The following is a 23,572-nucleotide window of genomic DNA, read 5'->3' on the forward strand; positions in this document are numbered from 1 at the left end:
GTGATGATTTCCCCTGCATAACGCCGCCGGTGCCACCGCGGGCATTGACCCCGCGGAACGCGGAGGCGATTGTCCGGCCATGTCTTTCCGCTTCATCCACACCGCCGATCTGCATCTCGATTCGCCGCTGACATCGCTTGCTTTGCGCAATGCCGAGCTCGGCGACCTCGTGCGCGGGGCAACGCGCAAGGCGCTCGAACGCATCGTCGATCTGGCGCTGGGGGAGGCGGTGGACGCGGTGGTGATCGCCGGCGACCTCTATGACGGTTCGCAGACCTCCATGGCGACGGCGCTCTTCCTGATGGAGCAGATGCGCAGGCTGGATTTGGCCGGCATCCGCGTCTTCGTCATTCGCGGCAACCACGATGCGCAATCGCAGATCACCCGCGAACTGACCTTTCCGCCGAATGTGCACGTTTTCGACGGCCGCGGCCGGCCGGTGCTGGCGGGCACGCTCTCGAACGGCCGCGAGGTGCATGTGCATGGTGTGAGCTTCGCCAATCCGCACGCGCCGGCGTCGCTCTTGCCGACCTACCGCGCACCGGTGACGGACGCCGTGAACATCGGGGTGATGCACACCAGCCTGGCTGGTGCCAGCCGCCACGATCCCTATGCGCCGGTCGGCATTGCCGATCTTGCGGGGCATGGTTTCGATTATTGGGCGCTCGGCCATATCCACCAGCGGCGGGTGCATGCGCAAAAGCCCTGGATCGTCATGCCGGGCAATCCGCAGGGCCGCGACATCAACGAAGCCGGGCCGAAGGGCGTCACGCTCGTCGATATCGATGACGACGGCACGATCACCTGCGAGGAGCGCGCCGTTGCCGTCGCCGTGTTCGAGCGCGTCACAGTCGATCTCTCCGCAATCGACGACTGGAGCGGCATGCTCGACCGGGTGGAGGCCGCACTGGGCGCGGCGCGCGCGGCGGCCGGTGGCGCGCATCTCGTCGCGCGCCTGCTCCTGACGGGGGCGACGCCGCTCGCCTGGCGCCTGCGCCGCGACGAGGACCTGCTGCTTGCCGAAGCGCAGAACCTCGCCGCCTCGCTCGGCGAATGCTGGATCGAGACCGTCGAGCTTTCCGTGACCGTGCCGGCTGCCGTGACCGGCGGCGATGCGGGGCCGGTGGGCGAGCTTTCGCGGCTGATGCATGAGAATGTCGTGGAAAGCCATGCCTATCGCGAGGACCTGCGCGAGGCGCTGAGCGATCTCCTGCGCCAGCTGCCGAAGGAGGCGCGCGGCCTGCTTGCCGCGGATGAGGCGGCCGAGGAGGCGCTGCTGTCCGAACTGGCGCTGACGGGGGCAGACGCCGTGCTGGCCCGCCTCGGCGGCGAAGGCGGGAGGACATAGGATGCGCCTCGACCGCCTCGATCTCATTCGCTACGGCAAGTTCACCGACCGCAGTCTCGATTTCGGCGCGACACGGCCGGGCAAGCCGGATTTCCATCTCGTGCACGGTCCCAACGAGGCCGGCAAGTCGACGCTGTTTTCCGCCTATCTCGACCTGCTCTTCGGCATCGAGAAATCCAGCGCCTACGGCTTCCTGCATCCCTATTCGCTGATGCGCGTCGGCGGTTTGCTGTCGATCGGCGCTTCACAGCAGGAAGCCTACCGGCTGAAGCGCAACCAGGCGTCGCTCGTCACCGCCGACGACCGGCCGTTGCCGGATGGGCTGTTTGCCTCCGTGCTCGGCGGCATGGACCGCCACGCCTACCGCACCATGTTCTCGCTCGATGACGAGAGCATCGAGAAGGGCGGCGAGGACATTCTGAAAAGCGAGGGCGAGCTTGGCGCGATGCTGTTTTCCGCCAGTTCCGGCCTGTCCGACATGGCCTCCGCGCTGACGGGGCTGAAGGCCGAGGCCGACGAGTTCTATCGTCCGTCCGGCCGCAAGCACGGTCTTTCCAACCTCAAGGCCGAGATCGAGGCGCTGGCGGCCGAGCGCAAGGTGCTCGACGTCGCCGCCCGTGATTACGGCCTGCTTTTGCGTGAGCGCGACGCCGCTGCCAACAGGCTGGAGACGGCGACGGCGGCCCGCACCAGGCTGCGTGGCGCGCTGGTCGAGGTGGAGCGCAGTCTGGGCGCGCTGCCGGCACTGCGCCGTCTTCGCGCGCTGCGGGCCGAGCTGGCCGCCTTCGACCTCGGGGAATCGCCGCCGCCGGGCTGGCGCAACCTGCTGGGCGAGCTGGCGCGGGAGGAAGCGGAGATCGCGGCGCGCACCGAGCATCTGGACCGCGAGCGCCACAGGAACGGCGACGAGCGCGATGCCCTGCCGGAGGATGACGCGATCCTGCATGCCGAGGCCGATATTCTCGCGCTGTCGGGTTCCGCGCTCGAAGCCCGTTTCCGCACCGCCGGCATGGACCTTGCCGCGCGCGAGGCCGATCGCGACCGGCTGGAGGCGACGATGGCGGATGCGCTCGCCGCGCTCACGCTCGCGCCGGATACCGATCCGGCCGATCTCGTGCTGCCCGCCGGTCTCGCCGACCGGCTCATGAAACGTCTGTCGCGCCGGGCAACGCTTTCCGAGCGTGCCGGGACGGCGAAGCGCGAACATGCGGATGCGCAGAAGGCGCTGGAGGCCTTGGGCGGGGATGCCGGGGCCTTCGAAGGCGAAGCCGGCACCGATGCGGCGTTGCAGACCACGCTTGCGACCGCGCTGCGCGCTGCGCGCGCCAACGACCTGTCCGGGCGGCTGCGCGCGGCCCGTCGCCTCGCTGCCGTCGCCGGGCAGGAGGCGGAAAACGCCATGGCGCATCTTCTGCCCTGGGACGGCACGCCGGAGGCCTTGCGGCGGCTTGCCGTTCCCGCGGCCGGCGATGTCGATGCCCTGCGCAAGCGCAGCGAGGTCGCGGCCGAAGCCTTGCGCCGCCAGCAGGAGCAGATCGCCGGTGCCAGCCTGGACGTTGCCTCGGCCAGGGCAAAGCTCGACGCGCTGCTGGCCGTGACCGGTGCGGTGAGCGACGAGCAGACCGAGCGCCTGCGCGCCGCCCGTGATGCGGCCTGGCACGCCCATCGTGCGCGCCTCGACGCCTCGACGGCCGATGCCTTCGAGACGGCGATGCGCGATGACGACCGCGCGGCGGAGCTGCGCCTGCGCAACGCCGACCGCCTGTCCGAGATCCGCCTGCACGAGCGCGCCGGGGCGGAAGCATCCGCGCGCCTTGCCGTTCTCATGGAGGAGGCGGGGCGGCTGGAGCAGGGGCAGCGGGATGTCGAGGCCGACATCGCCGCGCTTGCGGGCGGGCTGGGGCTCGCCGAAAGCCTGTCGCCGGCCGAGGTGCTGGCATGGCTGGATCGCCGGACGGCGGCACTGGAGGCGGCTGACGACCTTGCCCGTTGCAGGGTTGAGGCAAACCTCGTCGGCGCGGAGGCACAGGCCCTTTCCGAGCGGCTGGCCCCGATGCTCGGCGTCGACGCGGCCGAGATCCCTTTCGATGAGCTTCTCGTTCTGGCCGAGGACCGGTTGGAGGCGCTTCGCGCGTCGCACGCCGCGCGGCTGGCCGCCGCCGATGCCCTGGAGCGGGCGCAGGCCGACGTCGAGGCGCGGCGGCTGGCGGCGGAGGAAGCGGCGGCCGACCTTCTGGCATGGCAGCAGGACTGGAATGCGGACGTGGCGGGCACATGGCTTGCAGGCGATGCGGCCGGTGACGACCCGGAACGGCTGGCCGCTCTGCTGCCCGCCTTGCAGGCGCTCGCCCAGAACATCGAGCGCAAGGGCGAGCTCGATTACCGCATCGCCGCCATGCGCCGCGATCAGCAGGATTACGCCGACCGTGCCCGCGGCCTCGCCGAACGTCTCGGCGAACCCTTCGACGCGAACGATTGTCTTTCCGTCGTCGCCGCGCTTGCCCGCCGCCTCGCCGATGCCCGCAGCACGCGAGAGCGGCGCGAGGCCATCGACCAGACGCTGGCGCGGCTGGCGGAGGAGGCGGGGGCGCTGGAGGAGCGGCGCGCCGTGCTCGCCGCCCGCCTCTCGGAGATATTCGCCTTCCTCGGCTGCGACACTCTTGCGGAGGCGGCCGGCCTTCTCGAAGCCTATCGCCAGCGCGACGATGTGCTCTCCCATGTCGCCGACGCCGCCCGCAGTCTGGTGGAGCAGATGCACACCGAAACGGTCGATGAGGCGGAGGCGCTGCTGGCGGCGGTGGACGGCGACCAGCTTCAGGCGGAAAAGGCGGATCTCGCCGTACAGCTCGATGCGCTCGACAGCGAGGTGCAGGAGCATCATCTGGCGCGCGTGCGGGCCGAGGAAGCGCTGGCAAAGGTCGCCGGCAGCGACGCGGCGGCGGCGCTGGAGGAACGGCGGCGCACCGCGCTGATCGAGCTTGCGGAGAAATCCCGCCGGTACCTGGCGACCCGCGCCGGCATCATGGCGGCCGAGCAGGCCCTGCGGCTGTACCGCGAACGTCACAGGAGCGCGATGATGCAGCGGGCCTCCGACACGTTCCGCGATATCACCGGCGGTGAATATGCCGGGCTGTCCACGGTGCTGGAAAAGGACGGCGAGTTCCTGGTGGTGAATGCCGCCGCCGGCGGCTCGAAACTCGCGAAAGATCTTTCCAAGGGCACGCGCTTCCAGCTGTATCTGGCGCTGCGCGTCGCCGGCTATCACGAGATTGCCGCCAGCCGTGAGATCGTGCCCTTCATTGCCGACGACATCATGGAAACCTTCGACGACCGCCGCGCGCTGAACACGCTCAGGGTGATGGGTGACATGGCGATGGGCGGGCAGGTGATCTATCTCACCCACCACCAGCATCTGCGCGATCTCGCGCGCGAAGCCTGCCCGGATGTCACGATCCATGAATTGTGAAGGCTGAAACGTCCAATCGTCAACGAAGGGTTAAGGCCGCGAACTTGACTTGGCGGGCCGTAAATGGTTCTTGGCGCACCATCGGCGCCGCTGCGAAGCCTGCTTCGCGTCCGCACTGCGTGGAGAAACACGGACAGGCATGACCATCAGGAACGGGAAAGACTGGACGGCTTGGGAGCGGGGTTTTGCACCCGTCGGCTTCCTCGTGCTGTTCTTCACCCTGTTCCTCTCGCAGTTTTCCCTGCCTGACGACACGCGTGCGGCTGCGCATCCGCAACGGACCGCCGCCGAGGGCGGCGTCGCGCCGTCGCCGCTCTCCACCTCCGCCGATGACCTGTGGTTCCCCGCGAGCGGCCATGCCGAGCGGCGGGCCGCCAAGGCCAAGGCCGGCCTGCCCGAGGGCGATGCCGGCGGCAAGGCTTTGCTGTCGGCGGGCGGCGCGTGGCTCTATCCCTTCGAAACCGCACTCGATGTGGTTTTTCAGGCTGCCGACGATGTGGCACCGGCACGCGCCGGCCACGCCGCCTTCCGCAGCCGTGCGCCTCCGGCCCGTGCTGCCTGAGGCCCCGTGGCGCCTGTCGCGCCGCGCCATTCGATACAATACCGCTCCCACGGACGGCGCCGGCTTCCAGTCGCGCCTTTCCGGCAGTCGAACTGGAACAAACCGATGAAAACGTCCAAATGGGCACTGATCGTCTCGACCCTTCTCATCCTCTTCGGGGTGTTTGCGGCCGTGCCGAACGTGCTGACGCCTGAACAGCAGGCGAAATACGGGCGCTACCTGCCCGCCAACCCCGTCACCCTCGGGCTCGACCTGAAGGGCGGCTCGCACCTCGTTCTGGAGGTGGATTCGGCAGCGCTGCGCAAGGCGCGCATGGATGCGCTGCTCAACGATACGCGCGCCATCCTGCGCACGGCCGGCGAACGCGCCTCCGCCGCGCGCCTGAACGGCACGACGCTGACCGTGACGCTGCCCGACCAGGCCGCGCTCGACAAGGTCCTGCCGGAAGTGCGCAAGCTCGCCACCCCGACATCGACCCTCGGCTTCGGCACCGGTTCCTCCGATATCGATGTCGCGACCAGCGGCCAGGTGATCAACGTCACGCTGACGGAAGCGGGCATCAACGAGCGCATGTCGGCTGCCGTCGAGCAGAGCCTCGAGATCATCCGCCGCCGCGTCGACCAGGTCGGCGTTGCCGAACCGCTCATCCAGCGTGTCGGCGGCGACCGCATTCTCGTGCAGCTGCCCGGCCTCCAGGATCCGACGCGTCTTCGCCAGCTGCTCGGCTCGACCGCGCAGATGAGCTTCCACATGGTCGACCAGACCGTGGATCCGAACGGCGTTGCACCCCGCGGCGTGATGATCCTGCCCGGCGCCAACGACAACAACAAATACGCCGTCGAAGAGCGTGTCGCCATTTCCGGCGACCGTCTGGCCGATGCCAAGGCCGGCTTCGACCAGCGCACGAGCGAGCCGATCGTTTCGTTCAGCTTCGATTCCACCGGTGCGCGCCAGTTCGCTGAAATCACGCAGGCCAATGTCGGCAAGCCTTTCGCCATCGTTCTCGACGGCAAGGTGCTGACCGCCCCCGTTATCCGCGAGCCGATCATCGGCGGCCAGGGCCAGATCTCGGGCAACTTCAACCCGCAGGAAGCCACCGTGCTTTCGGCGCTCTTGCGTTCGGGCGCGCTGCCCGCACCGCTCACCATCATCGAAGAGCGCACCGTCGGCCCGAACCTCGGCTCGGACTCGATCCGCATGGGCCTCTATACCGGTCTTGCGGGCCTTGCCGCCGTCGTCGTGCTCATGCAGGTGCTCTACGGTTCCTGGGGCCTCATCGCCAATCTCGGTCTCGTGCTGCACACGATCCTGACGATCGGCCTGCTCGGCCTGCTCGGTTCGACGCTCACGCTGCCCGGCATCGCCGGTATCATTCTCGGCATCGGCATGGCCGTTGACGCCAACATCCTCATCAACGCGCGTATCCGAGAGGAAACGGCGGGCGGGGCCGGCGCCATGAAGGCGCTCGACGTCGGCTTCAACAAGGCCTATGCGACCATCGTCGACGGCAACATGACGACCATGGTCGGCATGGTCCTGCTCTTCATGTTCGGCTCCGGCCCCGTGCGCGGCTTCGCCATCACCATGATCATCGGCCTTGCGATCTCGATGTTCACCTCGATCACCTTCGTGCGCTTCCTGATGCGCGAGGCGGTCATCTGGCGCAAGATGAAGAAGATCGAGATCCATTCGATCTTCGGCAAGACCTGGAGCATGCCGACCTTCTCCTTCATGCGCGGCCGCTATATCGCGATCGCCGTGTCGGCCTTCATCTCGACGAGCTCGATCGTCCTGTTCTTCACGCCGGGCCTGAACTACGGCATCGACTTCGTCGGCGGTATTCAGGTGGAGGCGACGTCGAAGACGCCGATCGATCTGGGGCCGCTGCGCTCGAAGATGGAAGGCCTCAACCTCGGCGAAGTGGCCTTGCAGGAATTCGGCCAGGGCACGTCGGTCCTCGTGCGCGTCCAGCGTCAGCCGGGCGGCGAGGAAGTGCAGACCGCAGCCTTGCAGAAGATCCGCGACGGTGTGGCGGAAGTCATTCCGGATGCCAGCTTCGAGCGGACGGAAGTGGTTGGGCCGACGGTCAGTACCGAGCTTGCCCGCTCCGGCTTCCTGGCCGTGGGCCTCGGCATGGTCGCCATCCTGATCTACATATGGTGGCGCTTCGAGTGGCACTTCGCGGTGGGCGCCATCGCGACGCTGATCCTCGATATCACCAAGATGATCGGCTTCTTCGCGCTGCTGCAGATCGACTTCAACCTGACGGCCATCGCCGCGGTGCTGACGCTGATCGGCTACTCGGTCAACGACAAGGTGGTCGTGTACGACCGCATGCGAGAGAACATGCGAAAATACAAGACGATGCCCTTCTCGGACCTGATCGATCTGTCGATCAACCAGGTGGTCATGCGATGCATCTTCACCTCGGTTGCCGTTGCGGCCTCGCTGCTGCCGATGGCGATCTGGGGTGGCGACACGGTCAAGCCCTTCGCCTGGCCGATGCTGTTCGGCGTCATCGTCGCGACGACCTCGTCGATCTATATCGGCGGTCCGATCCTGCTGTTCCTCAACCGCTACTGGAAGGATCGCAGCGCAACGAGGACGGCCGGCACGCCGGCCGCGGAAGCCTAAAATCAGAACGGGCGCCCTCGAGGCGCCCGTTTCGTTTCAGGGGAAGCGGCGAGGGCTGAACGTCTCGGCCCCGATGCCCTCGCGGACGAGCGGTTCCGGTACGGGCTGATCCGTCAGCAGCGCGGCGGCGAGGCTGCCGAGTGCAGGCGACGTGAGGATGCCGTAGCCGCCCTGACCGGCAAGCCAGAAGAAACCGGGCTCATCCCTGGCGTAACCGACGACCGGCAGATGGTCCGGCGCGAAGCTGCGCATGCCGGCCCAGCTCTTGAAGACACGCCGCACGTCGAGCGCCGTCGCTTCCTCGACATAGTGGGCGGCATAGGCGATATCGAGCTCTTCCGGCTGCACATCGGCGGGCGCGCAGGGTGTGGCGTCGGCGGGCGAGGCGAGCAGGCGGCCGCCCTCCGGCTTGAGGTAGAACGTGTCCTCGATCTCGTTGATCTCCGGCAGCGCATTCGCATCGGTCCCTGCCGGCAGGTCGACCGTGATGGCGGTGCGCCGGTGGGGCACGATGCCCATCGGCGCCACGCCGGCGAGACCGGCGACCGTATCGGCCCAGCCGCCCGCCGCATTGACCAGAACGCGGGCGCGGATCGTTTCCTCATTCGTCTCGATCAGCCAGCTTGCCCCCGTCCGCCTGGCCGATGTCAGCTGTCGTTTCTCAAGGATCCGGGCACCGTTATGGCGCGCGTGTCGCGCATAGGCTTGCAGCAGCGCATCCACCTCGATGTCCCAGTAATCGGGGTCGAAGTAGGCGGCGGCGACATAGGCCGGGTCGAGGATGGGCGCACGGGCAAGCAGGGCGGCCTCGTCGAGCCATTCGACGGCAACACCGAGCGCGCTGGCCTCTTCGAAACGCGCCTTGACCAGGGCCTCCTTGCCGTGCGTGCCAATCAGGATGCTGCCGCGGGCGATAAGGAGCGGAACCGGAGCGAAACCCTCCGGCGGCGCCGTCATGAAGGCATGGCTGGCCCGCGCCAGCGCGTTGACCAGGGGCGGGTTGTCGCGCAGCGTGAATTCCGCAGCCGAGCGTCCGGTGCTGTGGTAACCGAGCGCTTCCTCCTGCTCCAGCACGACGACGGAGCGATGCGGGCTGACGAAATGGGCAAGCGAAAGGCCGGCAATGCCGCCGCCGATGATCGCGATGTCGAAAGTCTGCATGCCGTCCTCCAGCGTTCGAATACGGGAAGCCGTAAGCAAGCCGTCGGCATTCTTCAAATTTATAGATGTGAAGGTGGATATCAGCCGGATTGATGCGGCTCGCCCCAATGCCACGCCGGCACATCCGCCATATGGGCGAGGAAGGCGCGTTCGGCCGGGTTGAGCGTCGAACCGGGATTGGTGATGCGGAACGTCTCCGCGACCGGTAGCGCGTCATAGGGCGGCAGTTGCCAGAGATCGCCGGCAGCGACGGCCGGCCCCGTGAGGTGCAAGGGCAGCATGCCGATGCCGGCATTGGCGACCACGAGGCGCAGCACTTCCTCGACATTGAAGGCCAGCGCCCGCACCTGCTGGCCGAAGGAGCCGATGGCGCGCACCGCCGTTACCGGTCCCATATGCGGCCCGCCGAGCACGTCGGCAAGGAAGCTCACATAGGGTTCGCCGCGCAGGTCCTCCAGCCGGACATCCGGCACGCCGAACAGCCGGTGGCCGCGGCCGCAAAAGAGCGCATAGCGTTCGGTGCAGAAGGGCGTCTTTTCCAGCTCGGGCGGAATGATCCCGTCCGACAGGCCCAGCGTCGCGACGCCGCGTTCCACCGAGCGGATGACGTCCGTCGTCGTCTCCACGGTCACGCCCACCGTGACGCGCGGGTGCAGCCGGAAGAAATCGGCGATGGCGCGGTCCCAGGCCGGGTTCATGGCGTGGCTGACGGAATGAATGGTGATGTGCCCCGCTATGTCCTCGCCGGAGGTCTCCATCGCCTCGGGCAGGCGCACGATGGCGGTGAAGATGTCGTGGCAGAGATCGTGCAGCCGCTCGCCGGCCTCCGTCAGCTCGAAACGGCCGGGGCTCCGGTCGATGAGCCGGTGGCCGACGGACTGCTCCAGCCGCTTCAAGGCCATGCTGACGGCGGGCTGCTGCAGAAGAAGCCGGTTCGCCGCCCGCGTGATCGAGCCTTCCTCCACCACCACGACGAAGGTGCGCAGCAGGTTCCAGTCGAGATTGTGGGCGAAGCGTTCGAGGCGATTGATCGGCATGCCCTAGCTAGGACGGCGGGGCGGGGGAAGGCAAGGGGCTTGCCCGTGGGGGCGGGCTGCCCTCATTCCGCTGCAGCATCGCGTGTAGAAGGTCGGAAAGCCGTGCCACATATTTTCTTCTCCCCGCCTGCGGGGAGAAGGTGGCCGGCAGGCCGGATGAGGGGCTGCAAAGCCCCTCATGCTCACTTCATCGTATAGATATCGATGGAGAAGTACTTGTCGTTGATCTTCTGGTAGGTGCCGTCCTCGCGGATCGCCTTGAGTGCGGCGTTGAGCTTCTCTCGAAGATCGTTGTCGTCCTGGCGCACGGCGATGCCGACGCCTTCGCCGACGAATTTCGGATCGGTGATCGGCTTGCCGATGAGCTCGCAGCAGGCCTTGCCGTCCTCGTTCTTGGTGACCCAGTCGAGCAGCGGAATCATGTCGCCGACCTGAAGGTCGAGACGGCCGTTCGCCATGTCGAGGTTCACCTCGTCCTGTGTCGGGTAGAGCTTGATATCGGCATCGGGATAGACAGCCGCGACATAATCGGCCTGGGTCGTGCCGGACTGTGCGCCGATCGTCTTGCCCTTCATGCCCTCATTGGTGAAGTCGGTGATGCCCGCACCCTTGGGCGCGGCATGGGTCATGGCGGCAAGATAGTAGGGATCGCTGAAGGCGACCTGCTTCTTGCGCTCTTCGGTGATGAACATCGACGCGATGATCATGTCGTATTTCTTGGCGATGAGGCCCGGGATGATGCCGTCCCAGTCCTGCGCCACCACCTCGCATTCGACCTTCATCTTCTCGCAGAGCGCAAGGCCGATCTCGACATCGAAACCGCCGAGCTTTCCGGTGGAATCCTGGAAGTTGAAGGGCGGATAGGCGCCCTCGGTCCCGATCTTCAGCGTTTCGGCAGAAGCCTGGCCGTTAATCAAGGCGGCACCGGCGAGAGCCAGCGCAAGCAGCGTTCTTTTCATGGTCGTTCCCCTGTTGTGTTTGTGACCTGGCGTAACGGTAGCGCGCGCTCGGGCATAAACGAAATAGATAGCCATGATGTCAGCTATCATTTCAGCTTATGCGGATGACACGGCGGGAAGGATGCGGATGTCGTAGAATGCGGCCTCGTCGCTGACCGGGATCACCTCGATCTGCATGTTGTCGTCGAGCAGAAGGGCATCCAGCGGCTGGAGGCCGATAAGGCCGTCCGGTGTGGCGACGCCGAGCGTATCGAGCGCCATGAGCAGGCGTGTTCCTGAAGCGGCGGGAAGCTTCAAGCTGCCGTTCACGGCATGGCGCGAGAGGGTGTGGCTGAAATGGCCGCGCCGGGTCATCACGTTGAGGTCGGTGATCGGGCCTCCCGTCAGGCGGGCCGTCGTCGATGCATCGGCGGGGAAGGACAGCGGTTGCGAGGCCGGCGTCAGCAGCCGGTCGCCGACCCCCTCGATGGACAGCGCCATGCCGTCGCCCGAAAGCACCGCAAGCGTGCGATCGATGCCGGGAAAGAGGGAGAACGGCCCGTCGCTCGCCACCGTCGCCATGCTGACGCGCCAGCCGAAATCGGAGAGGCCGGCGCCGTGCGGATGCACGATCACCTCGACCGTCTCGCCGCCGCCGTTCTTCCACGGCATGCGGCGATGATCCGCGTTGCGCAAGAGCCTCGCCATCAGTTGCCCAGAATGCCCGGCAGGCGCAGGCCCTTTTCCTTCGCGCAGTCGAGCGCGATGTCGTAGCCCGCATCGGCATGGCGCATGACGCCCGTGGCGGGGTCGTTCCACAGCACGCGACCGATGCGCTCGGCGGCCTCACCCGTGCCGTCGCAGCAGATCACGACGCCCGAATGCTGGGAGAAGCCCATGCCCACGCCGCCGCCGTGGTGGAGCGACACCCATGTCGCGCCCGAGGCGGTGTTGAGCAGCGCGTTGAGCAGCGGCCAGTCGGACACGGCGTCCGAGCCGTCCTTCATCGCCTCCGTCTCGCGGTTGGGCGAGGCGACGGAGCCCGAATCGAGGTGGTCGCGGCCGATCACGACAGGCGCCTTGAGCTCGCCGTTCCGGACCATCTCGTTGAAGGCGAGGCCGAGGCGGTGGCGGTCGCCGAGGCCGACCCAGCAGATGCGCGCGGGCAGGCCCTGGAAGGCGATGCGTTCCCTGGCCATGTCCAGCCAGTTGTGCAGGTGCTCGTTGTCGGGCAGCAGTTCCTTCACCTTGGCGTCGGTCTTGTAGATGTCCTCGGGATCGCCGGACAGCGCGGCCCAGCGGAACGGCCCGATGCCGCGGCAGAACAGCGGGCGGATATAGGCCGGCACGAAGCCCGGGAAGGCGAAGGCGTTTTCCAGGCCCTCGTCCTTGGCGACCTGCCGGATGTTGTTGCCGTAGTCGAAGGTCGGGATGCCCCTGTCCTGGAAGGCGATCATGGCTTCGACATGCTCGCGCATGGAAGCCCGCGCGGCCTTTTCGACGGCCTTCGGGTCGCTTTCGCGCTTGGCCTTCCACTCGGCCATCGTCCAGCCCTTCGGCAGGTAACCGTTGATTGGGTCGTGGGCGGAGGTCTGGTCGGTGACCATGTCGGGGCGGATGCCGCGGCGGACCATTTCCGGCAGGATTTCGGCGGCGTTGCCGAGCAGGCCAACGGACTTGGCCTCGCCGGCCTTCGTCCAGCGGTCGATCATCGCCAGCGCCTCGTCGAGCGTCTCGGCCTTCTCGTCGATATAGCGGGTGCGCAGGCGGAACTCGATCGAATCGGGGTTGCACTCGACGGCAAGGCAGGACGCGCCGGCCATGACGGCGGCGAGCGGCTGGGCGCCGCCCATGCCGCCGAGGCCGCCGGTCAGCACCCATCTGCCCTTGAGATTGCCGCCATAGTGCTGGCGGCCGGCTTCCACGAAGGTCTCGTAGGTGCCCTGAACGATGCCCTGGCTGCCGATATAGATCCACGAGCCGGCCGTCATCTGGCCGTACATCGCAAGGCCCTTCCTGTCCAGTTCGTTGAAATGGTCCCAGGTGGCCCAGTGCGGCACGAGGTTCGAGTTGGCGATCAGGACGCGCGGCGCATCCTTGTGGGTGCGGAAGATGCCGACCGGCTTGCCCGACTGCACGAGCAGCGTCTCGTTGTCCTCGAGATCGCGCAGCGAGGCGACGATCCTGTCGAAATCCGCCCAGGTGCGCGCGGCGCGGCCGATGCCGCCATAGACGACCAGCTCGTGCGGGTTTTCCGCGACATCGGGATCGAGGTTGTTCATCAGCATGCGCAGCGGCGCTTCGGTGAGCCAGCTCTTGGCGGTGCGCTCGGTGCCGGTGGCGGCGCGGACCGTGCGGATGTTGTGGCGGGGATTGTCGGTCATGGTTGCGGCTCCCGGGTCAGCGTGGAAGGGTGGCGGCAAGCGCCGCGATGCGGTGGAGGATGTCTTTCAAGTGGACGCGCAGCCGCGCGGCCTTGTCCTCGTCATAGGCGAAGGGCGGGGCCTCGCTGGCGAGGTGGCTGATCTGCGCCAGTTCCATCTGGATGGCGTGCACGCCGGTTTCGGGCCTGCCGTAGTGGCGCACCGTCCAGCCGCCCTTGAAGCGGCCGTTGAGGATGCTGGTATAACCATCGGCCTTCGCGCAGACCTCGTAGGTCGCCGTTTCGATGGCTTTGGCGCAGGTCCGTCCCATATCGGTGCCGACGTTGAAATCCGGCAGCCGGCCTTCGAACAGGAAGGGGATCAGCGAGCGGATCGAGTGGCAGTCGTAGACGACAGCCACGCCGTGGATCGCCTTGACGCGCGCGATCTCGGCGGCAAGCGCCGCATGATAGGGCGCGTGGAAGCCGGCAAGCCGGAGGGCGATATCGGCCCCTGTCGGCGCCTGCCGGTCCTTCCAGATCGCCTTGCCGTCGAAATCCGTCTGCGGAATGAGGCCCGTCGTGTTCTGGCCGGGATAGAGGCTGATGCCGGCAGGGTCGCGATTGGCGTCGATGACGTAGCGGTGGAAGGTGGCGCGCACCGTCGTCACGGCGGGCAGCAAGCCGTCGTAGAGTTTATGAATGTGCCAGTCGGTGTCGGCGAGGAGGCGGCCATTGTCGTTGAGGCGTTCCCATATTTCGGCGGGCACGTCGGTGCCGGTGTGCGGGAAGGCGAGGATGACGGGCGCGTTGCCTTGGTGGGTCTCGAATACGGCCATGTCAGACCTCCAGCACCGGCAGGATGCCCTTGGAAACGGAGGCGGCCAGCGCGCCCGAGGAGACGAAGGTGCCGGCGCCTGCGAGGTCGGGGGCCATGTAGCGGTCTTCCTCCAGCGTCGGAACGACGGTGCGCAGTGCGGCGACGACCTTCTGCAGTTCCGGGCTGGTGACGAGGGGCGCGCGGAATTCGATGCCCTGTGCGGCCGTCAGCGCCTCGATGCCGATGATGGCGGCGAGGTTTTCCGTCATGCGCAGCAGGCGGCGCGCGCCGTGGCAGGCCATGGAGACATGGTCCTCCTGGTTGGCGGAGGTCGGCGTCGAATCGACCGAGGCCGGATGCGCCATCTGCTTGTTCTCGCTCATCAGCGCGGCAGAGGTCACTTCCGCGATCATCAGCCCCGAATTGAGGCCCGGCTTCTTGGCGAGGAAGGCCGGCAGGCCGAAGGAAAGGGCAGGATCCACCAGAAGCGCGATGCGGCGCTGTGAAATCGCGCCGATCTCGCAGACCGCGATGGCGATCTGGTCGGCGGCGAAGGCGACGGGTTCGGCATGGAAGTTGCCGCCCGAAATGACGCTGTTGTCGGACAGCACCAGCGGGTTGTCGGTGACGGCATTGGCTTCGATTTCGAGCGTGCGGGCGGCGGAGCGCAGGACATCGAGGCAGGCGCCGTCGACCTGCGGCTGGCAGCGGATGCAATAGGGGTCCTGCACGCGCTCGTCGCCGGTGATGTGGCTTTCGCGGATGACGGAGCCGGCGAGCAGCGCACGCAGCGACGCGGCGGCGTCGATCTGGCCCTTGTGGCCGCGCAGCGTGTGGATATCCGGATGGAACGGCGCGGACGAGCCCATGGCGGCATCCGTGGAGAGGGCGCCGGTCACGAGGGCGGCCTGGGCGGCGCGGTGGGCGCGGAACAGGCCGGCAAGCGCCAGCGCGGTGGAGACCTGGGTGCCGTTGATCAGCGCAAGGCCTTCCTTGGCGGCCAGCACGACCGGTTTCAGGCCGGCCCTTGCCAGCGCCGCGCCGCCGGGCAGGCGCTCGCCGTCATAATAGGCCTCGCCTTCGCCGATCATCACGGCCGTCATGTGGGCGAGGGGCGCGAGATCGCCTGACGCGCCGACGGAGCCCTGTTCGGGAATGACGGGGATGACGCCCTTTTCCTGCATGGCCTCGATGAGGCGAACGATCTCGATGCGCACACCCGAGGCGCCCCGGCCGAGCGAGATCAGCTTCAGCGCCATGATGAGGCGCACGATGTTTTCGGCAAGCGGTTTGCCGACGCCGCAGCAGTGCGAGAGAATGAGGTTGCGCTGGAGTGTGGCGACATCGGCCGGTGCGATCTTGATCGATGCAAGTTTGCCGAAGCCCGTATTGATGCCGTAGACGGGCTGATCGCCGGCGGCGATCTCCGCGATGCGCGCGGCGGCCCTTGCGATGCCGGCGTCGAAGGAGGCGTCGAGACGCGTCGCCTCGCCCGTCCAGTACAGGGCCTCAAGGGTTTTCAAGGGCACGGAACCCGGGTGGAGCGTGATCGTCATGGTGCATTCCCCGATGCAGCACGGTGCTGCGCAAAGAGCGATTATTGTCCGCTGCGGACCCGGGCAAACATGGGGTTGAAGCCCATGCGGTAGACCAGTTCCGCCGGCCGGCCGATGTCCCAGAGGACGAAATCGGCCCACTTTCCGGTTTCCAGCGTCCCCACCTCGTCGACCAGGCCGAGCGCGCGCGCGGCCTCGCGGGTGACACCTGCAATGCATTCCTCGACGGTCATGCCGAACAGGGTCGCGGCCATGTTCATGGTGAGGAGAAGCGAGGTCAGCGGCGAGGTGCCGGGATTGCTGTCGGTGGCGACGGCCATCTTGACGCCGTGCTTGCGAAAGAGCGCGACCGGCGGCTTCTTCGTTTCGCGGATGAAATAGAAGGCGCCCGGCAGGATGACGGCGACGGTGCCGGCCTTCGCCATGGCCGCAGCACCGGCATCGTCGGTATATTCGAGATGATCGGCCGAAAGCGCGCCATAGCGGGCGGCGAGCGCCGCGCCGTGCAGGTTGGAGAGCTGGTCGGCATGCAGCTTGACCGGCAGGCCGTGCGCCCTGGCCGCGTCGAAGACCCGTGCCATGTCCTCGGGCGAGAAGGCGATGCCCTCGCAAAAGCCGTCGACGGCATCCGCCAGCCCTTCGGCAGCCACGGCCGGCAGCATTTCGCCCACCACCTTGTCGATATAGGCCGTCTTGTCACCGTTCATTTCGGGCGGGAGGGCGTGCGCGCCGAGAAAGGTCGTGCGCACCGTGACATCGCGCGCCTCGGCAATGCGGCGGGCGGCGCGCAGCGATTTCAGCTCGTTTTCCGTGTCGAGCCCGTAGCCGGACTTGATCTCTACCGTCGTCACACCCTCGGCGATCAGCGCATCGAGACGCGGCAACGTCTGGCGCACCAGCGCGTCTTCGCTTGCCGCGCGCAGCGCCTTGACAGAGGAGACGATGCCGCCGCCGGCCCGTGCGATCTCCTCATAGGAGGCGCCGGAGAGACGAAACTCGAACTCATGGGCACGGTCGCCGGCATGCACGAGGTGGGTGTGGCAGTCGATGAGGCCGGGCGTGATCCACCGGCCCTCGCAGTCCACGGTCTCTGCGCCGGCGAAGGCGGCGGGAAGCTCCGATTCCGGGCCGGCGAAAGCGATGCGCCCGTCCTCCACGGCAATCGCGCCGTTTTCCACGATGCCGAGCCCCGGAAGGCGTTCGTCGAGCGTGGCAAGCTGCGCATTGCGCCAGACGCGGCGCGTGTCCTTTTCCGGTGTCGTCATCGCGATTGCCTCTTCCCTGTCATGTCTATAATGTATATACATAATGAAAAGGCGTGCAAGGGTCAATTTGACGTCGCGCACGAGAAGCAGCGAACGAGGGAACCATGTCCGTCATTCACGCAAGGCAGGCGCTGCTTACGGGCGGTTGGGCGAAGAACGTGCGGCTGCACATCGCGTCGGGCCGCATCCGCGCACTGGAGACGGATGCGGCGCCCGAGGCCGGCGACGAGCGCCACGACACGATCGTGGCCGGTATGCCGAACCTGCACAGCCACGCCTTCCAGCGCGGCATGGCCGGCCTTGCCGAGACCCGCGGGCCGGGCAGCGATTCTTTCTGGAGCTGGCGCAACGTCATGTACCGGTTCGCGCTCTCGATGACGCCTGACGATGTGGAGGCCGTTGCCGCCGAGCTCTATGTGGAAATGCTGGAAGCCGGCTTCACGCGCGTCGGCGAATTCCACTACTTGCATCACGACAGGGATGGCGGGCCCTATTCGGATATCGCCGAAATGGCGTCCCGTATCGCTGCGGCGGCATCGGCGACCGGTATCGCGATGACCCTGCTGCCGGTGTTTTACGCCCATGCCGGTTTCGGCGGCACCGCGCCGGGCGAGGGGCAGCGCCGCTTCATCAACGACCGCGATTCGTTTGCCGTGCTGCTGGAGCGCTGCCGTGCGCTGATGGATGCGCTGCCGGGCGGTATCACCGGCGTCGCTCCCCACAGCCTGCGCGCGGTGACGCCGGACGAGCTTTCCGCCGTCGTCGCCATGGCGGGCCAAGCGCCGGTTCATATCCACATCGCCGAACAGGTCAAGGAGGTCGAGGACTGCATCGCCTGGTCCGGACGCCGGCCGGTGGAATGGCTGCTCGATAACCAGCCCGTCGATGGCCGGTGGTGCTTCATCCACGCCACGCACATGACGGCGGCGGAGACTGCCCGCATGGCGCGCGCCGGCGCCATTGCCGGCTTGTGCCCCGTGACCGAAGCCAATCTAGGAGATGGAACATTCCCCGCGCCTGATTTCATTGCCGCCGGCGGCCGGTTCGGTGTGGGGTCCGATTCGAACGTGCTGATCGGCCTGCCGGATGAATTGCGCCAGCTGGAATATTCGCAGCGCCTGCTCCACCGCGCCCGCAACGTGCTGGCGGCGCCCGGCGGCTCGACGGGCCGTGCGCTGTTCGACGGCGCGCTGTCAGGCGGTTCTTCGGCACTCGGCGCAGCGTCCGGCATCGCAACCGGGCACGCGGCGGATTTCGTCAGCCTGAAGGCGCGCCACGGCATCGATCTGGAAGGCGACGCGTTGCTCGACGGCTGGATCTTTGCCAATGGCGCCGCGGTGGATTGCGTCTGGGTGAACGGTCGCAAGTGGGTCGAAGCCGGTCGCCACCGCGAACACGAGGCGATCGGCCGCCGCTTCGCATCCGTCATGCGAACGCTCGCCGCCGTCTGAGGACATATTGAAAGGCGCAAAGGCCTTTTCTATGACATTGGAAGACCGGCGAATCTGCGTCCGGCAACGGAGGTGCGCATGTCCAGCGGCGAGGAGAGCCCGGTTGAGGGAGCCAAGGCCCCCTCGCTGCACCGTCGCATCCTGGAAGATGTGGAGGGCAGGATCCTGTCGGGCGAATGGCCCCCCGGCTATCGCATCCCCTTCGAGCACGAGCTGACCGAGCAGTACCGCTGCTCGCGCATGACCGTGAACAAGGCGATCACCGAACTGGTCAAGCGCGGCCTGATCGAGCGCCGGCGCAAATCCGGCAGTTTCGTTACCCATCCCCATGCGCAGTCGGCCGTGCTGGAAATCCACGATATCCGCCTGGAGGTCGAGCAGCTGGGATTGCCCTATCGCTACGAGCAGCGCGCGCGCCTCGACCGTCCCGCCGGGGCTGCCGATCGGCGCCTGATGGAACTTTCGCAGCAGGCTCGGGTGACCGAGGTCACGGCGCTTCATTTCGCGGGCGCGCAGCCGTTCTGTCTGGAAGAACGCCTGATCAACCATGACGCCGTGCCCGAGGTCGCAAGCGAGACCTTCGACGACATCGCCCCGGGTGCGTGGCTGATCAGCCGCGTGCCCTGGAGTGCCGCAGAACACCGCATCCGTGCGGTGGGGGCCGATAGCCGTGTGGCCGGACTTCTCGCCATCGCGCCGGGCACGCCCTGCCTCGTGGTGGAACGCCGCACCTGGAGCGGCGGCCTCTACGTGACCCGCGTGCTCTTGACATATCCCGGCGAGAAGCACGAACTCGTTGCCGAATTCGCCCCGACGCATCCCAAGCTCGCCTGAGGAGAAGCCGCCGGCGCGCCACGGAATGGGTGGACGCACGCCGCCGGCTCTGTCACAACGATTTGAGGAACGCGACTGCCGGTAGTTTTAGACCGGGGTCGGGCGACCGATTGACGTCACGTCGCTGCCGCGAGATCACGCCGGCCGTTCCTCGCAGTTTTCTTCGATCACGCGAGCCGGAGCGGACAATCCGGCATCGCCTCCAGGACGAGCCGCCATGACCAAGAAGCCCAAGCTGGAACATTCCGAGCTTTCCGGAGAATACACCGAGGACGACGTCACGGTCCTCGTCGACATCTACCGCCCGGCCGGCACGCAGAACGACTGGAAGCTGGAGGTCGTGACCCAGAACGAGGATCTGTTCGAGTGGGACGAGCCCTTCGCCACCGATCGCGAAGCCTTCGACGAGTTCCTCGCCACCATCGCGCGTGACGGTATCCATTCCTTCCTGGAGGAAGACGATATCCCCACGACGCACTAGGCGGGCAGCCTTCAGGGGCTGCCCGACTCCGCAGGCGAATCGGTCACGATCTCCGCATTCGCGTTCTGGCTTTTCATCACCGCAAGGCTCAGCACCGAGCCGATGATGACCACGAAGGTGAGAATGAGCCCCAGGCCCGTCGGACTGAATCGCGTCTGCATCGTGCCTCTCCCGGCGACCGTCGATCAGCGGTGTTCGACGGCCTTGCCCATCGGATCGATATTCACTTCGACGCGGGCCTTGTCGGTCGTGTGGTAGACGATTTCATAGTAGCCCTCATCTTCCCACGACATTTCCTCCAGGCGGTCGAAACCCGGCCGCTGCTCGATCATCGCGAGGATTTCCGAGGGTTTCTTGCCCGTTTCAGGCGTCGGCTTGCTGGCCTCCTGCGCGGCGGCGGGAAAGGCTGCGAGAAGACCAATAAGGATGACGGCTCTTTTCATCGGATAGACTCCATCTCAATTGCAGGCATGAAACGGCTGGCGCGGAATGAAGTTCCAGCCGGCCGGAACCTATGGGCGCTTCGCCGATTAGAAGCGAAGAAGGGATAATCTCATGTTTCCATCAGCCAAGCTTTCGATCGCCTGCTTTATTGCCATTCTCGCAGCGACGCCGGCGGCTCTCGCGCAGGGGCTCGCTCCGGTGCCCGGCAGCATCACCTTTAATGGCCAGCCTCACACCAAGCTCACCAAGGCGCCGGTCGGCAGCACGTTCAGCCATCGCCTGAGAGATGCGGTGACGGGGCATGAATATATCGAGATCTATCGAATCCTGCCCGACCGCTCGCTCGAGATCGTGAGCCGGCGCCGGTACGGTGCATTCAACGACTGACCCTTTTCAGGCGGAGCTGCTCGACGCCTTCGGGCGCCTCGTTGCCGGCGAGGTCTCCAAGGAACGTATCGCACCATGTGAACACGTTGTTTTCGCGCACTGTCGCCATCATGCCTTTCCAGCGCGCCTGGCGCTCTTCGCGCGGCATGGCGAGGCTGCGCGCGATAACGTCGGCGGTTCCCTCGACATCGTAGGGATTGACCAGCATGGCCTCCGTCAGCTCGTGCGCCGCACCCGCAAAGCGCGAAAGCAGCAGAACGCCGGGATCGTCCTCGTCCTGCGCTGCGACGAATTCCTTGGCGACAAGGTTCATGCCGTCGCGAAGCGGCGTCACGAGCGCCACCTTGGCCATGCGGTACAGGCCGGCGAGGGCGGGGCGGCGCAGCGAGCGGTTGACATAGCGGATGGGCACCCAGTCGACGGTGCCGAGCGCGCCGTTCACGCGCCCCGCCTGTTCCGCGACGGTTTTCTGCATCGCCTCGTATTCCGGCACCTCGGAGCGGGATTTCGGCGTGATCTGCAGCAGGGTGACCTTGCGCTGGTAATCGGGATGGCGCGTCAGGAAGGTCTCGAAGGCATCGATGCGCTGGGTGATGCCCTTGGAATAGTCGAGGCGGTCGACGCCGATGATGAGATCCTTTCCGTCCAGGCTCTGGCGCATGCGCTTGTGCAAGGTGGTGTTTCCCGCCTGGCGCGCCAGCTTGGCGAACTCGTCGGTCTCGATCCCGATCGGATAGGGGCGTGCGATGAAGGTGCGGCCCGCCGCGCCGAATTCCTCTTCGCCAAGGCGTTCACCGATGTTCTGCCGCGCCAGGCACGCGGCGAAGTTCTCCCGGTCCTGACGGGTCTGGAAACCGATGACGTCATAGGCCGTCAGGCTTTTCAAAAGCTCGTCATGAACCGGCATCGCCAGGAAAACGTCCGGTGCGGGCCAGGGGATGTGCAGGAAGAAGCCGATGCGGTTCTTCACGCCCTGCCGGCGAAGTTCCTCCGCAAGCGGGATCAGATGGTAGTCGTGGATCCAGATGACGTCGTCCTTCTGGATCAGCGGCAGCAGGCGGCTGGCGAAGAACTGGTTGACGCGAAAATATCCCGTCATCTCCCGGCGGCCATACTCGGCGAGATCGAGCCGGTAATGACAGATCGGCCAAAGCACGCGGTTGGCGAAACCCTGGTAATATTCCTCGACATCAAGGTCAGTGAGATCGGTCAGCGCGTATTCGATATTGCCGTCCTTCAGCGTCGTCAGCGGCCCGACAGGCTCGTCGCTGCATATTTTTCCCGACCAGCCCAGCCAGAGCCCGCCGCGCGCAGCCAGTGCCGACTGAAGCGCGACCGCGAGGCCGCCAGCGGACGCTGCGCCGTTCTTTGCGGGAAGGGGAACGCGATTGGAAACGACGATAAGACGACTCATGAGTTTTTGAACCATGTCTGGGCCGGCCCGACGCTCGGCAGGAAGCCTTCGGAAGGCAATCCAGAAGGCGGCCTGCGAGACGAGCGGAGTCCGGCAGATTTCATATTGCAATGCAGTATGAACCCGCCGGCGCCGATTTGGTTCCGAAGAGAAACCCGGATGTGATGTTGCCCACCACTGGATAGAGCGCGCGTCGCCTCACCTTTTGCACATTGCAGTGCAGGATATGGGCATGGACAGAACCGGCATCGCCTTCACCGCTCTTCTTATCGCGCTTGCAGCCCTCGTGGTGAGCGTTCTCCTCATCGAGGTCGACCCGCCATTCCCCGAAACCGGCGATGGCGCCATCGTGCCGGCGCCCGCTGTCGGGCCCGTGGAGTAGCGCCGGGCGGGGTCGGCGACGATATCTGCGGACGGCGCTTCTGCGGATCATATCCATGACGTTCGGGTTTCCAGCCTGGACATTCCTTCCCGCCCCATCCACCATGGTCGCCATGACGACCTACCATGTTGGCAATTGCCCCGCATGCCGCAACGGACGGCTGTTTCTCTTCCGCGAGACGGATACCGGCGATGTCTACGGTCATTGCGAGGAATGCGAGCAAGGCTTTCGAAGCCCGGATGAAATCGACGCGAACAGCGGATTCCCAACCTTGCTCAATCCCTCCGATGCCCAATGGGCGACCGCGGAGGATATCGGTCGAAGCGTATGGGCGAACCACACGCTTTTCCCGGCGCAGGCGTAGGAGCTTCTCTGTGGCCCGAAAAGCAAAAAGGCCCTGTGAAAACAGAGCCTGGCGTGAAGGGAAAATGGTGGGCGATGAGAGACTCGAACTCCCGACATCCTCGGTGTAAACGAGGCGCTCTACCAACTGAGCTAATCGCCCGCCGCGTTGGTGGCTGTGATCTATGCGGAACCGGATCGAACCGCAAGAGGCAATTGCAAAGTTTTCTGCATTTTTTTGAAGGGTGCGGTGATGATGCGGGAGGGTGTGGAAACATTTCGTGCGGCGTCATTCTTTTGTCTTGAAACCTGCTTGACACCCAAAGGCGAACCCCGTAGTTAGCCGCTCATCGAACGGCCAAGGCCGCTCGGGACGGATGCCTTGTCATCCGGTCGCTTCGAGGAATGCGGGTGTAGCTCAGTCGGTTAGAGTGCCGGCCTGTCACGCCGGAGGTCGCGGGTTCGAGCCCCGTCACTCGCGCCACTCGAAAGGCCGGACCATCATCCGGGACTTAAGGTCCAAAAGATGCGCGGGTGTAGCTCAGTCGGTTAGAGTGCCGGCCTGTCACGCCGGAGGTCGCGGGTTCGAGCCCCGTCACTCGCGCCATTCTTCTTTCTCTTCCCGTTTCTTCCTGCTTTTTCTTCATGTGGAGAACGAGCTGCGATTTCCGCTTCTCACGCTGAATGT

Annotated in this window: 21 protein-coding genes and 3 tRNA genes; 12 read left to right on the plus strand and 12 right to left on the minus strand. The window is 66.2% G+C overall.

What is annotated here, in order from left to right; all coding sequences use genetic code 11:
- Window positions 1-79: 79 nt before the first annotated feature.
- The 4 genes from B5M41_RS20930 (at window position 80) to secD (ending at window position 8,010) form a co-directional block, all read left to right on the plus strand.
- Window positions 80-1,348, plus strand: a complete 1,269-nt coding sequence (locus B5M41_RS20930; RefSeq protein WP_134650956.1) for a metallophosphoesterase family protein — start codon at window positions 80-82, stop codon at window positions 1,346-1,348.
- Between the two features lies 1 nt (window position 1,349).
- Window positions 1,350-4,814 carry an ATP-binding protein gene (locus B5M41_RS20935; protein ID WP_134650957.1) on the plus strand — a complete coding sequence of 1,155 codons (3,465 nt, stop codon included), beginning with the start codon at window positions 1,350-1,352 and terminating at the stop codon, window positions 4,812-4,814.
- Window positions 4,815-4,953: 139 nt separating this feature from the next.
- Complete coding sequence (locus B5M41_RS20940; protein ID WP_134650958.1) at window positions 4,954-5,376, plus strand: hypothetical protein; 423 nt, start codon at window positions 4,954-4,956, stop codon at window positions 5,374-5,376.
- A gap of 105 nt (window positions 5,377-5,481) precedes the next feature.
- On the plus strand, window positions 5,482-8,010 hold the full coding sequence (gene secD / locus B5M41_RS20945) for a protein translocase subunit SecD (RefSeq protein ID WP_134650959.1): 2,529 nt from the start codon (window positions 5,482-5,484) through the stop codon (window positions 8,008-8,010).
- Window positions 8,011-8,046: 36 nt separating this feature from the next.
- Here the strand turns inward: secD and B5M41_RS20950 are convergent, their stop codons facing one another.
- The 8 genes from B5M41_RS20950 to hutI form a co-directional block, all read right to left on the minus strand.
- Window positions 8,047-9,171 carry an NAD(P)/FAD-dependent oxidoreductase gene (locus B5M41_RS20950; RefSeq protein WP_230640267.1) on the minus strand — a complete coding sequence of 375 codons (1,125 nt, stop codon included), beginning with the start codon at window positions 9,169-9,171 and terminating at the stop codon, window positions 8,047-8,049.
- Window positions 9,172-9,251: 80 nt separating this feature from the next.
- Window positions 9,252-10,208, minus strand: coding sequence for a LysR family transcriptional regulator (locus tag B5M41_RS20955; RefSeq protein ID WP_134652317.1), 957 nt, complete (start codon window positions 10,206-10,208; stop codon window positions 9,252-9,254).
- A 182-nt stretch (window positions 10,209-10,390) separates the two neighbouring features.
- Window positions 10,391-11,167 (minus strand): ABC transporter substrate-binding protein, encoded by a 777-nt coding sequence (locus tag B5M41_RS20960; RefSeq protein ID WP_134652315.1) that lies wholly within the window; start codon window positions 11,165-11,167, stop codon window positions 10,391-10,393.
- A 96-nt stretch (window positions 11,168-11,263) separates the two neighbouring features.
- Window positions 11,264-11,854, minus strand: a complete 591-nt coding sequence (locus B5M41_RS20965; protein WP_134652313.1) for a HutD/Ves family protein — start codon at window positions 11,852-11,854, stop codon at window positions 11,264-11,266.
- Entirely contained in the window at window positions 11,854-13,530 is a 1,677-nt protein-coding gene (hutU, locus tag B5M41_RS20970; RefSeq protein WP_134652311.1) for a urocanate hydratase, read from the minus strand. Before hutU ends, B5M41_RS20965 begins: the two co-directional genes overlap by 1 nt.
- Window positions 13,531-13,546: 16 nt before the next feature.
- Complete coding sequence (hutG, locus tag B5M41_RS20975) at window positions 13,547-14,347, minus strand: N-formylglutamate deformylase (RefSeq protein ID WP_134652309.1); 801 nt, start codon at window positions 14,345-14,347, stop codon at window positions 13,547-13,549.
- 1 nt (window position 14,348) lies between these two features.
- The gene (gene hutH, locus B5M41_RS20980; RefSeq protein ID WP_134652307.1) at window positions 14,349-15,884 is read right to left on the minus strand and encodes a histidine ammonia-lyase; all 1,536 of its coding nucleotides are present in this window, start codon (window positions 15,882-15,884) and stop codon (window positions 14,349-14,351) included.
- A gap of 41 nt (window positions 15,885-15,925) precedes the next feature.
- Entirely contained in the window at window positions 15,926-17,149 is a 1,224-nt protein-coding gene (hutI, locus tag B5M41_RS20985; protein WP_134652305.1) for an imidazolonepropionase, read from the minus strand.
- Window positions 17,150-17,253: 104 nt separating this feature from the next.
- On the opposite strand from hutI, the gene B5M41_RS20990 reads away from it, so the two are divergent.
- The 3 genes from B5M41_RS20990 to B5M41_RS21000 all read left to right on the plus strand — a co-directional run bounded on the left by B5M41_RS20990 (window position 17,254) and on the right by B5M41_RS21000 (window position 19,915).
- Window positions 17,254-18,600, plus strand: a complete 1,347-nt coding sequence (locus tag B5M41_RS20990; RefSeq protein ID WP_134652303.1) for a formimidoylglutamate deiminase — start codon at window positions 17,254-17,256, stop codon at window positions 18,598-18,600.
- 78 nt (window positions 18,601-18,678) lie between these two features.
- The gene (gene hutC / locus B5M41_RS20995; RefSeq protein ID WP_134652301.1) at window positions 18,679-19,434 is read left to right on the plus strand and encodes a histidine utilization repressor; all 756 of its coding nucleotides are present in this window, start codon (window positions 18,679-18,681) and stop codon (window positions 19,432-19,434) included.
- Between the two features lie 217 nt (window positions 19,435-19,651).
- Window positions 19,652-19,915 (plus strand): hypothetical protein, encoded by a 264-nt coding sequence (locus B5M41_RS21000; protein ID WP_134652299.1) that lies wholly within the window; start codon window positions 19,652-19,654, stop codon window positions 19,913-19,915.
- A gap of 11 nt (window positions 19,916-19,926) precedes the next feature.
- Here B5M41_RS21000 and B5M41_RS21005 read toward each other — a convergent pair whose 3' ends face one another.
- Together B5M41_RS21005 and B5M41_RS21010 are read right to left on the minus strand one after the other, a co-directional pair.
- Window positions 19,927-20,076: a hypothetical protein gene (locus B5M41_RS21005; protein ID WP_167719444.1), complete on the minus strand. Its 150-nt coding sequence runs from the start codon at window positions 20,074-20,076 to the stop codon at window positions 19,927-19,929.
- Between the two features lie 24 nt (window positions 20,077-20,100).
- The gene (locus B5M41_RS21010; protein ID WP_134652297.1) at window positions 20,101-20,358 is read right to left on the minus strand and encodes a PepSY domain-containing protein; all 258 of its coding nucleotides are present in this window, start codon (window positions 20,356-20,358) and stop codon (window positions 20,101-20,103) included.
- 112 nt (window positions 20,359-20,470) lie between these two features.
- Here B5M41_RS21010 and B5M41_RS21015 point away from each other — a divergent pair, with 112 nt between their 5' ends.
- On the plus strand, window positions 20,471-20,746 hold the full coding sequence (locus B5M41_RS21015; protein WP_134652295.1) for a hypothetical protein: 276 nt from the start codon (window positions 20,471-20,473) through the stop codon (window positions 20,744-20,746).
- Here the strand turns inward: B5M41_RS21015 and otsA are convergent.
- On the minus strand, window positions 20,736-22,160 hold the full coding sequence (gene otsA, locus B5M41_RS21020; RefSeq protein WP_134652293.1) for an alpha,alpha-trehalose-phosphate synthase (UDP-forming): 1,425 nt from the start codon (window positions 22,158-22,160) through the stop codon (window positions 20,736-20,738). The genes B5M41_RS21015 and otsA overlap by 11 nt on opposite strands.
- A gap of 232 nt (window positions 22,161-22,392) precedes the next feature.
- Between otsA and B5M41_RS21025 the strand changes: the two genes are divergently transcribed.
- Complete coding sequence (locus B5M41_RS21025; protein ID WP_167719441.1) at window positions 22,393-22,542, plus strand: hypothetical protein; 150 nt, start codon at window positions 22,393-22,395, stop codon at window positions 22,540-22,542.
- A 55-nt stretch (window positions 22,543-22,597) separates the two neighbouring features.
- Window positions 22,598-22,906 (plus strand): hypothetical protein, encoded by a 309-nt coding sequence (locus B5M41_RS21030; RefSeq protein WP_134652291.1) that lies wholly within the window; start codon window positions 22,598-22,600, stop codon window positions 22,904-22,906.
- A 65-nt stretch (window positions 22,907-22,971) separates the two neighbouring features.
- Here the strand turns inward: B5M41_RS21030 and B5M41_RS21035 are convergent.
- Window positions 22,972-23,047, minus strand: a tRNA-Val gene (locus tag B5M41_RS21035).
- A 244-nt stretch (window positions 23,048-23,291) separates the two neighbouring features.
- Here B5M41_RS21035 and B5M41_RS21040 point away from each other — a divergent pair.
- Both B5M41_RS21040 and B5M41_RS21045 read left to right on the plus strand, forming a co-directional pair.
- Window positions 23,292-23,368: transfer RNA gene (locus B5M41_RS21040), tRNA-Asp, on the plus strand.
- A gap of 46 nt (window positions 23,369-23,414) precedes the next feature.
- Window positions 23,415-23,491, plus strand: a tRNA-Asp gene (locus tag B5M41_RS21045).
- Window positions 23,492-23,572: the final 81 nt, after the last annotated feature.

The sequence above is a fragment of the Shinella sumterensis genome, from assembly GCF_004514425.2.
Taxonomy (GTDB): domain Bacteria; phylum Pseudomonadota; class Alphaproteobacteria; order Rhizobiales; family Rhizobiaceae; genus Shinella; species Shinella sumterensis.

Excerpts from the sequence above, each read along its gene's own strand:
- B5M41_RS20930 (WP_134650956.1), top strand. The coding sequence starts at position 80 with ATGTCTTTCCGCTTCATCCACACCGCCGATCTGCATCTCGATTCGCCG.
- B5M41_RS20935 (WP_134650957.1), top strand. The coding sequence starts at position 1,350 with ATGCGCCTCGACCGCCTCGATCTCATTCGCTACGGCAAGTTCACCGAC.
- B5M41_RS20940 (WP_134650958.1), top strand. The coding sequence starts at position 4,954 with ATGACCATCAGGAACGGGAAAGACTGGACGGCTTGGGAGCGGGGTTTT.
- secD (WP_134650959.1), top strand. The coding sequence starts at position 5,482 with ATGAAAACGTCCAAATGGGCACTGATCGTCTCGACCCTTCTCATCCTC.
- B5M41_RS20950 (WP_230640267.1), bottom strand. The coding sequence starts at position 9,171 with ATGCAGACTTTCGACATCGCGATCATCGGCGGCGGCATTGCCGGCCTT.
- B5M41_RS20955 (WP_134652317.1), bottom strand. The coding sequence starts at position 10,208 with ATGCCGATCAATCGCCTCGAACGCTTCGCCCACAATCTCGACTGGAAC.
- B5M41_RS20960 (WP_134652315.1), bottom strand. The coding sequence starts at position 11,167 with ATGAAAAGAACGCTGCTTGCGCTGGCTCTCGCCGGTGCCGCCTTGATT.
- B5M41_RS20965 (WP_134652313.1), bottom strand. The coding sequence starts at position 11,854 with ATGGCGAGGCTCTTGCGCAACGCGGATCATCGCCGCATGCCGTGGAAG.
- hutU (WP_134652311.1), bottom strand. The coding sequence starts at position 13,530 with ATGACCGACAATCCCCGCCACAACATCCGCACGGTCCGCGCCGCCACC.
- hutG (WP_134652309.1), bottom strand. The coding sequence starts at position 14,347 with ATGGCCGTATTCGAGACCCACCAAGGCAACGCGCCCGTCATCCTCGCC.
- hutH (WP_134652307.1), bottom strand. The coding sequence starts at position 15,884 with ATGACGATCACGCTCCACCCGGGTTCCGTGCCCTTGAAAACCCTTGAG.
- hutI (WP_134652305.1), bottom strand. The coding sequence starts at position 17,149 with ATGACGACACCGGAAAAGGACACGCGCCGCGTCTGGCGCAATGCGCAG.
- B5M41_RS20990 (WP_134652303.1), top strand. The coding sequence starts at position 17,254 with ATGTCCGTCATTCACGCAAGGCAGGCGCTGCTTACGGGCGGTTGGGCG.
- hutC (WP_134652301.1), top strand. The coding sequence starts at position 18,679 with ATGTCCAGCGGCGAGGAGAGCCCGGTTGAGGGAGCCAAGGCCCCCTCG.
- B5M41_RS21000 (WP_134652299.1), top strand. The coding sequence starts at position 19,652 with ATGACCAAGAAGCCCAAGCTGGAACATTCCGAGCTTTCCGGAGAATAC.
- B5M41_RS21005 (WP_167719444.1), bottom strand. The coding sequence starts at position 20,076 with ATGCAGACGCGATTCAGTCCGACGGGCCTGGGGCTCATTCTCACCTTC.
- B5M41_RS21010 (WP_134652297.1), bottom strand. The coding sequence starts at position 20,358 with ATGAAAAGAGCCGTCATCCTTATTGGTCTTCTCGCAGCCTTTCCCGCC.
- B5M41_RS21015 (WP_134652295.1), top strand. The coding sequence starts at position 20,471 with ATGTTTCCATCAGCCAAGCTTTCGATCGCCTGCTTTATTGCCATTCTC.
- otsA (WP_134652293.1), bottom strand. The coding sequence starts at position 22,160 with ATGAGTCGTCTTATCGTCGTTTCCAATCGCGTTCCCCTTCCCGCAAAG.
- B5M41_RS21025 (WP_167719441.1), top strand. The coding sequence starts at position 22,393 with ATGGACAGAACCGGCATCGCCTTCACCGCTCTTCTTATCGCGCTTGCA.
- B5M41_RS21030 (WP_134652291.1), top strand. The coding sequence starts at position 22,598 with ATGACGTTCGGGTTTCCAGCCTGGACATTCCTTCCCGCCCCATCCACC.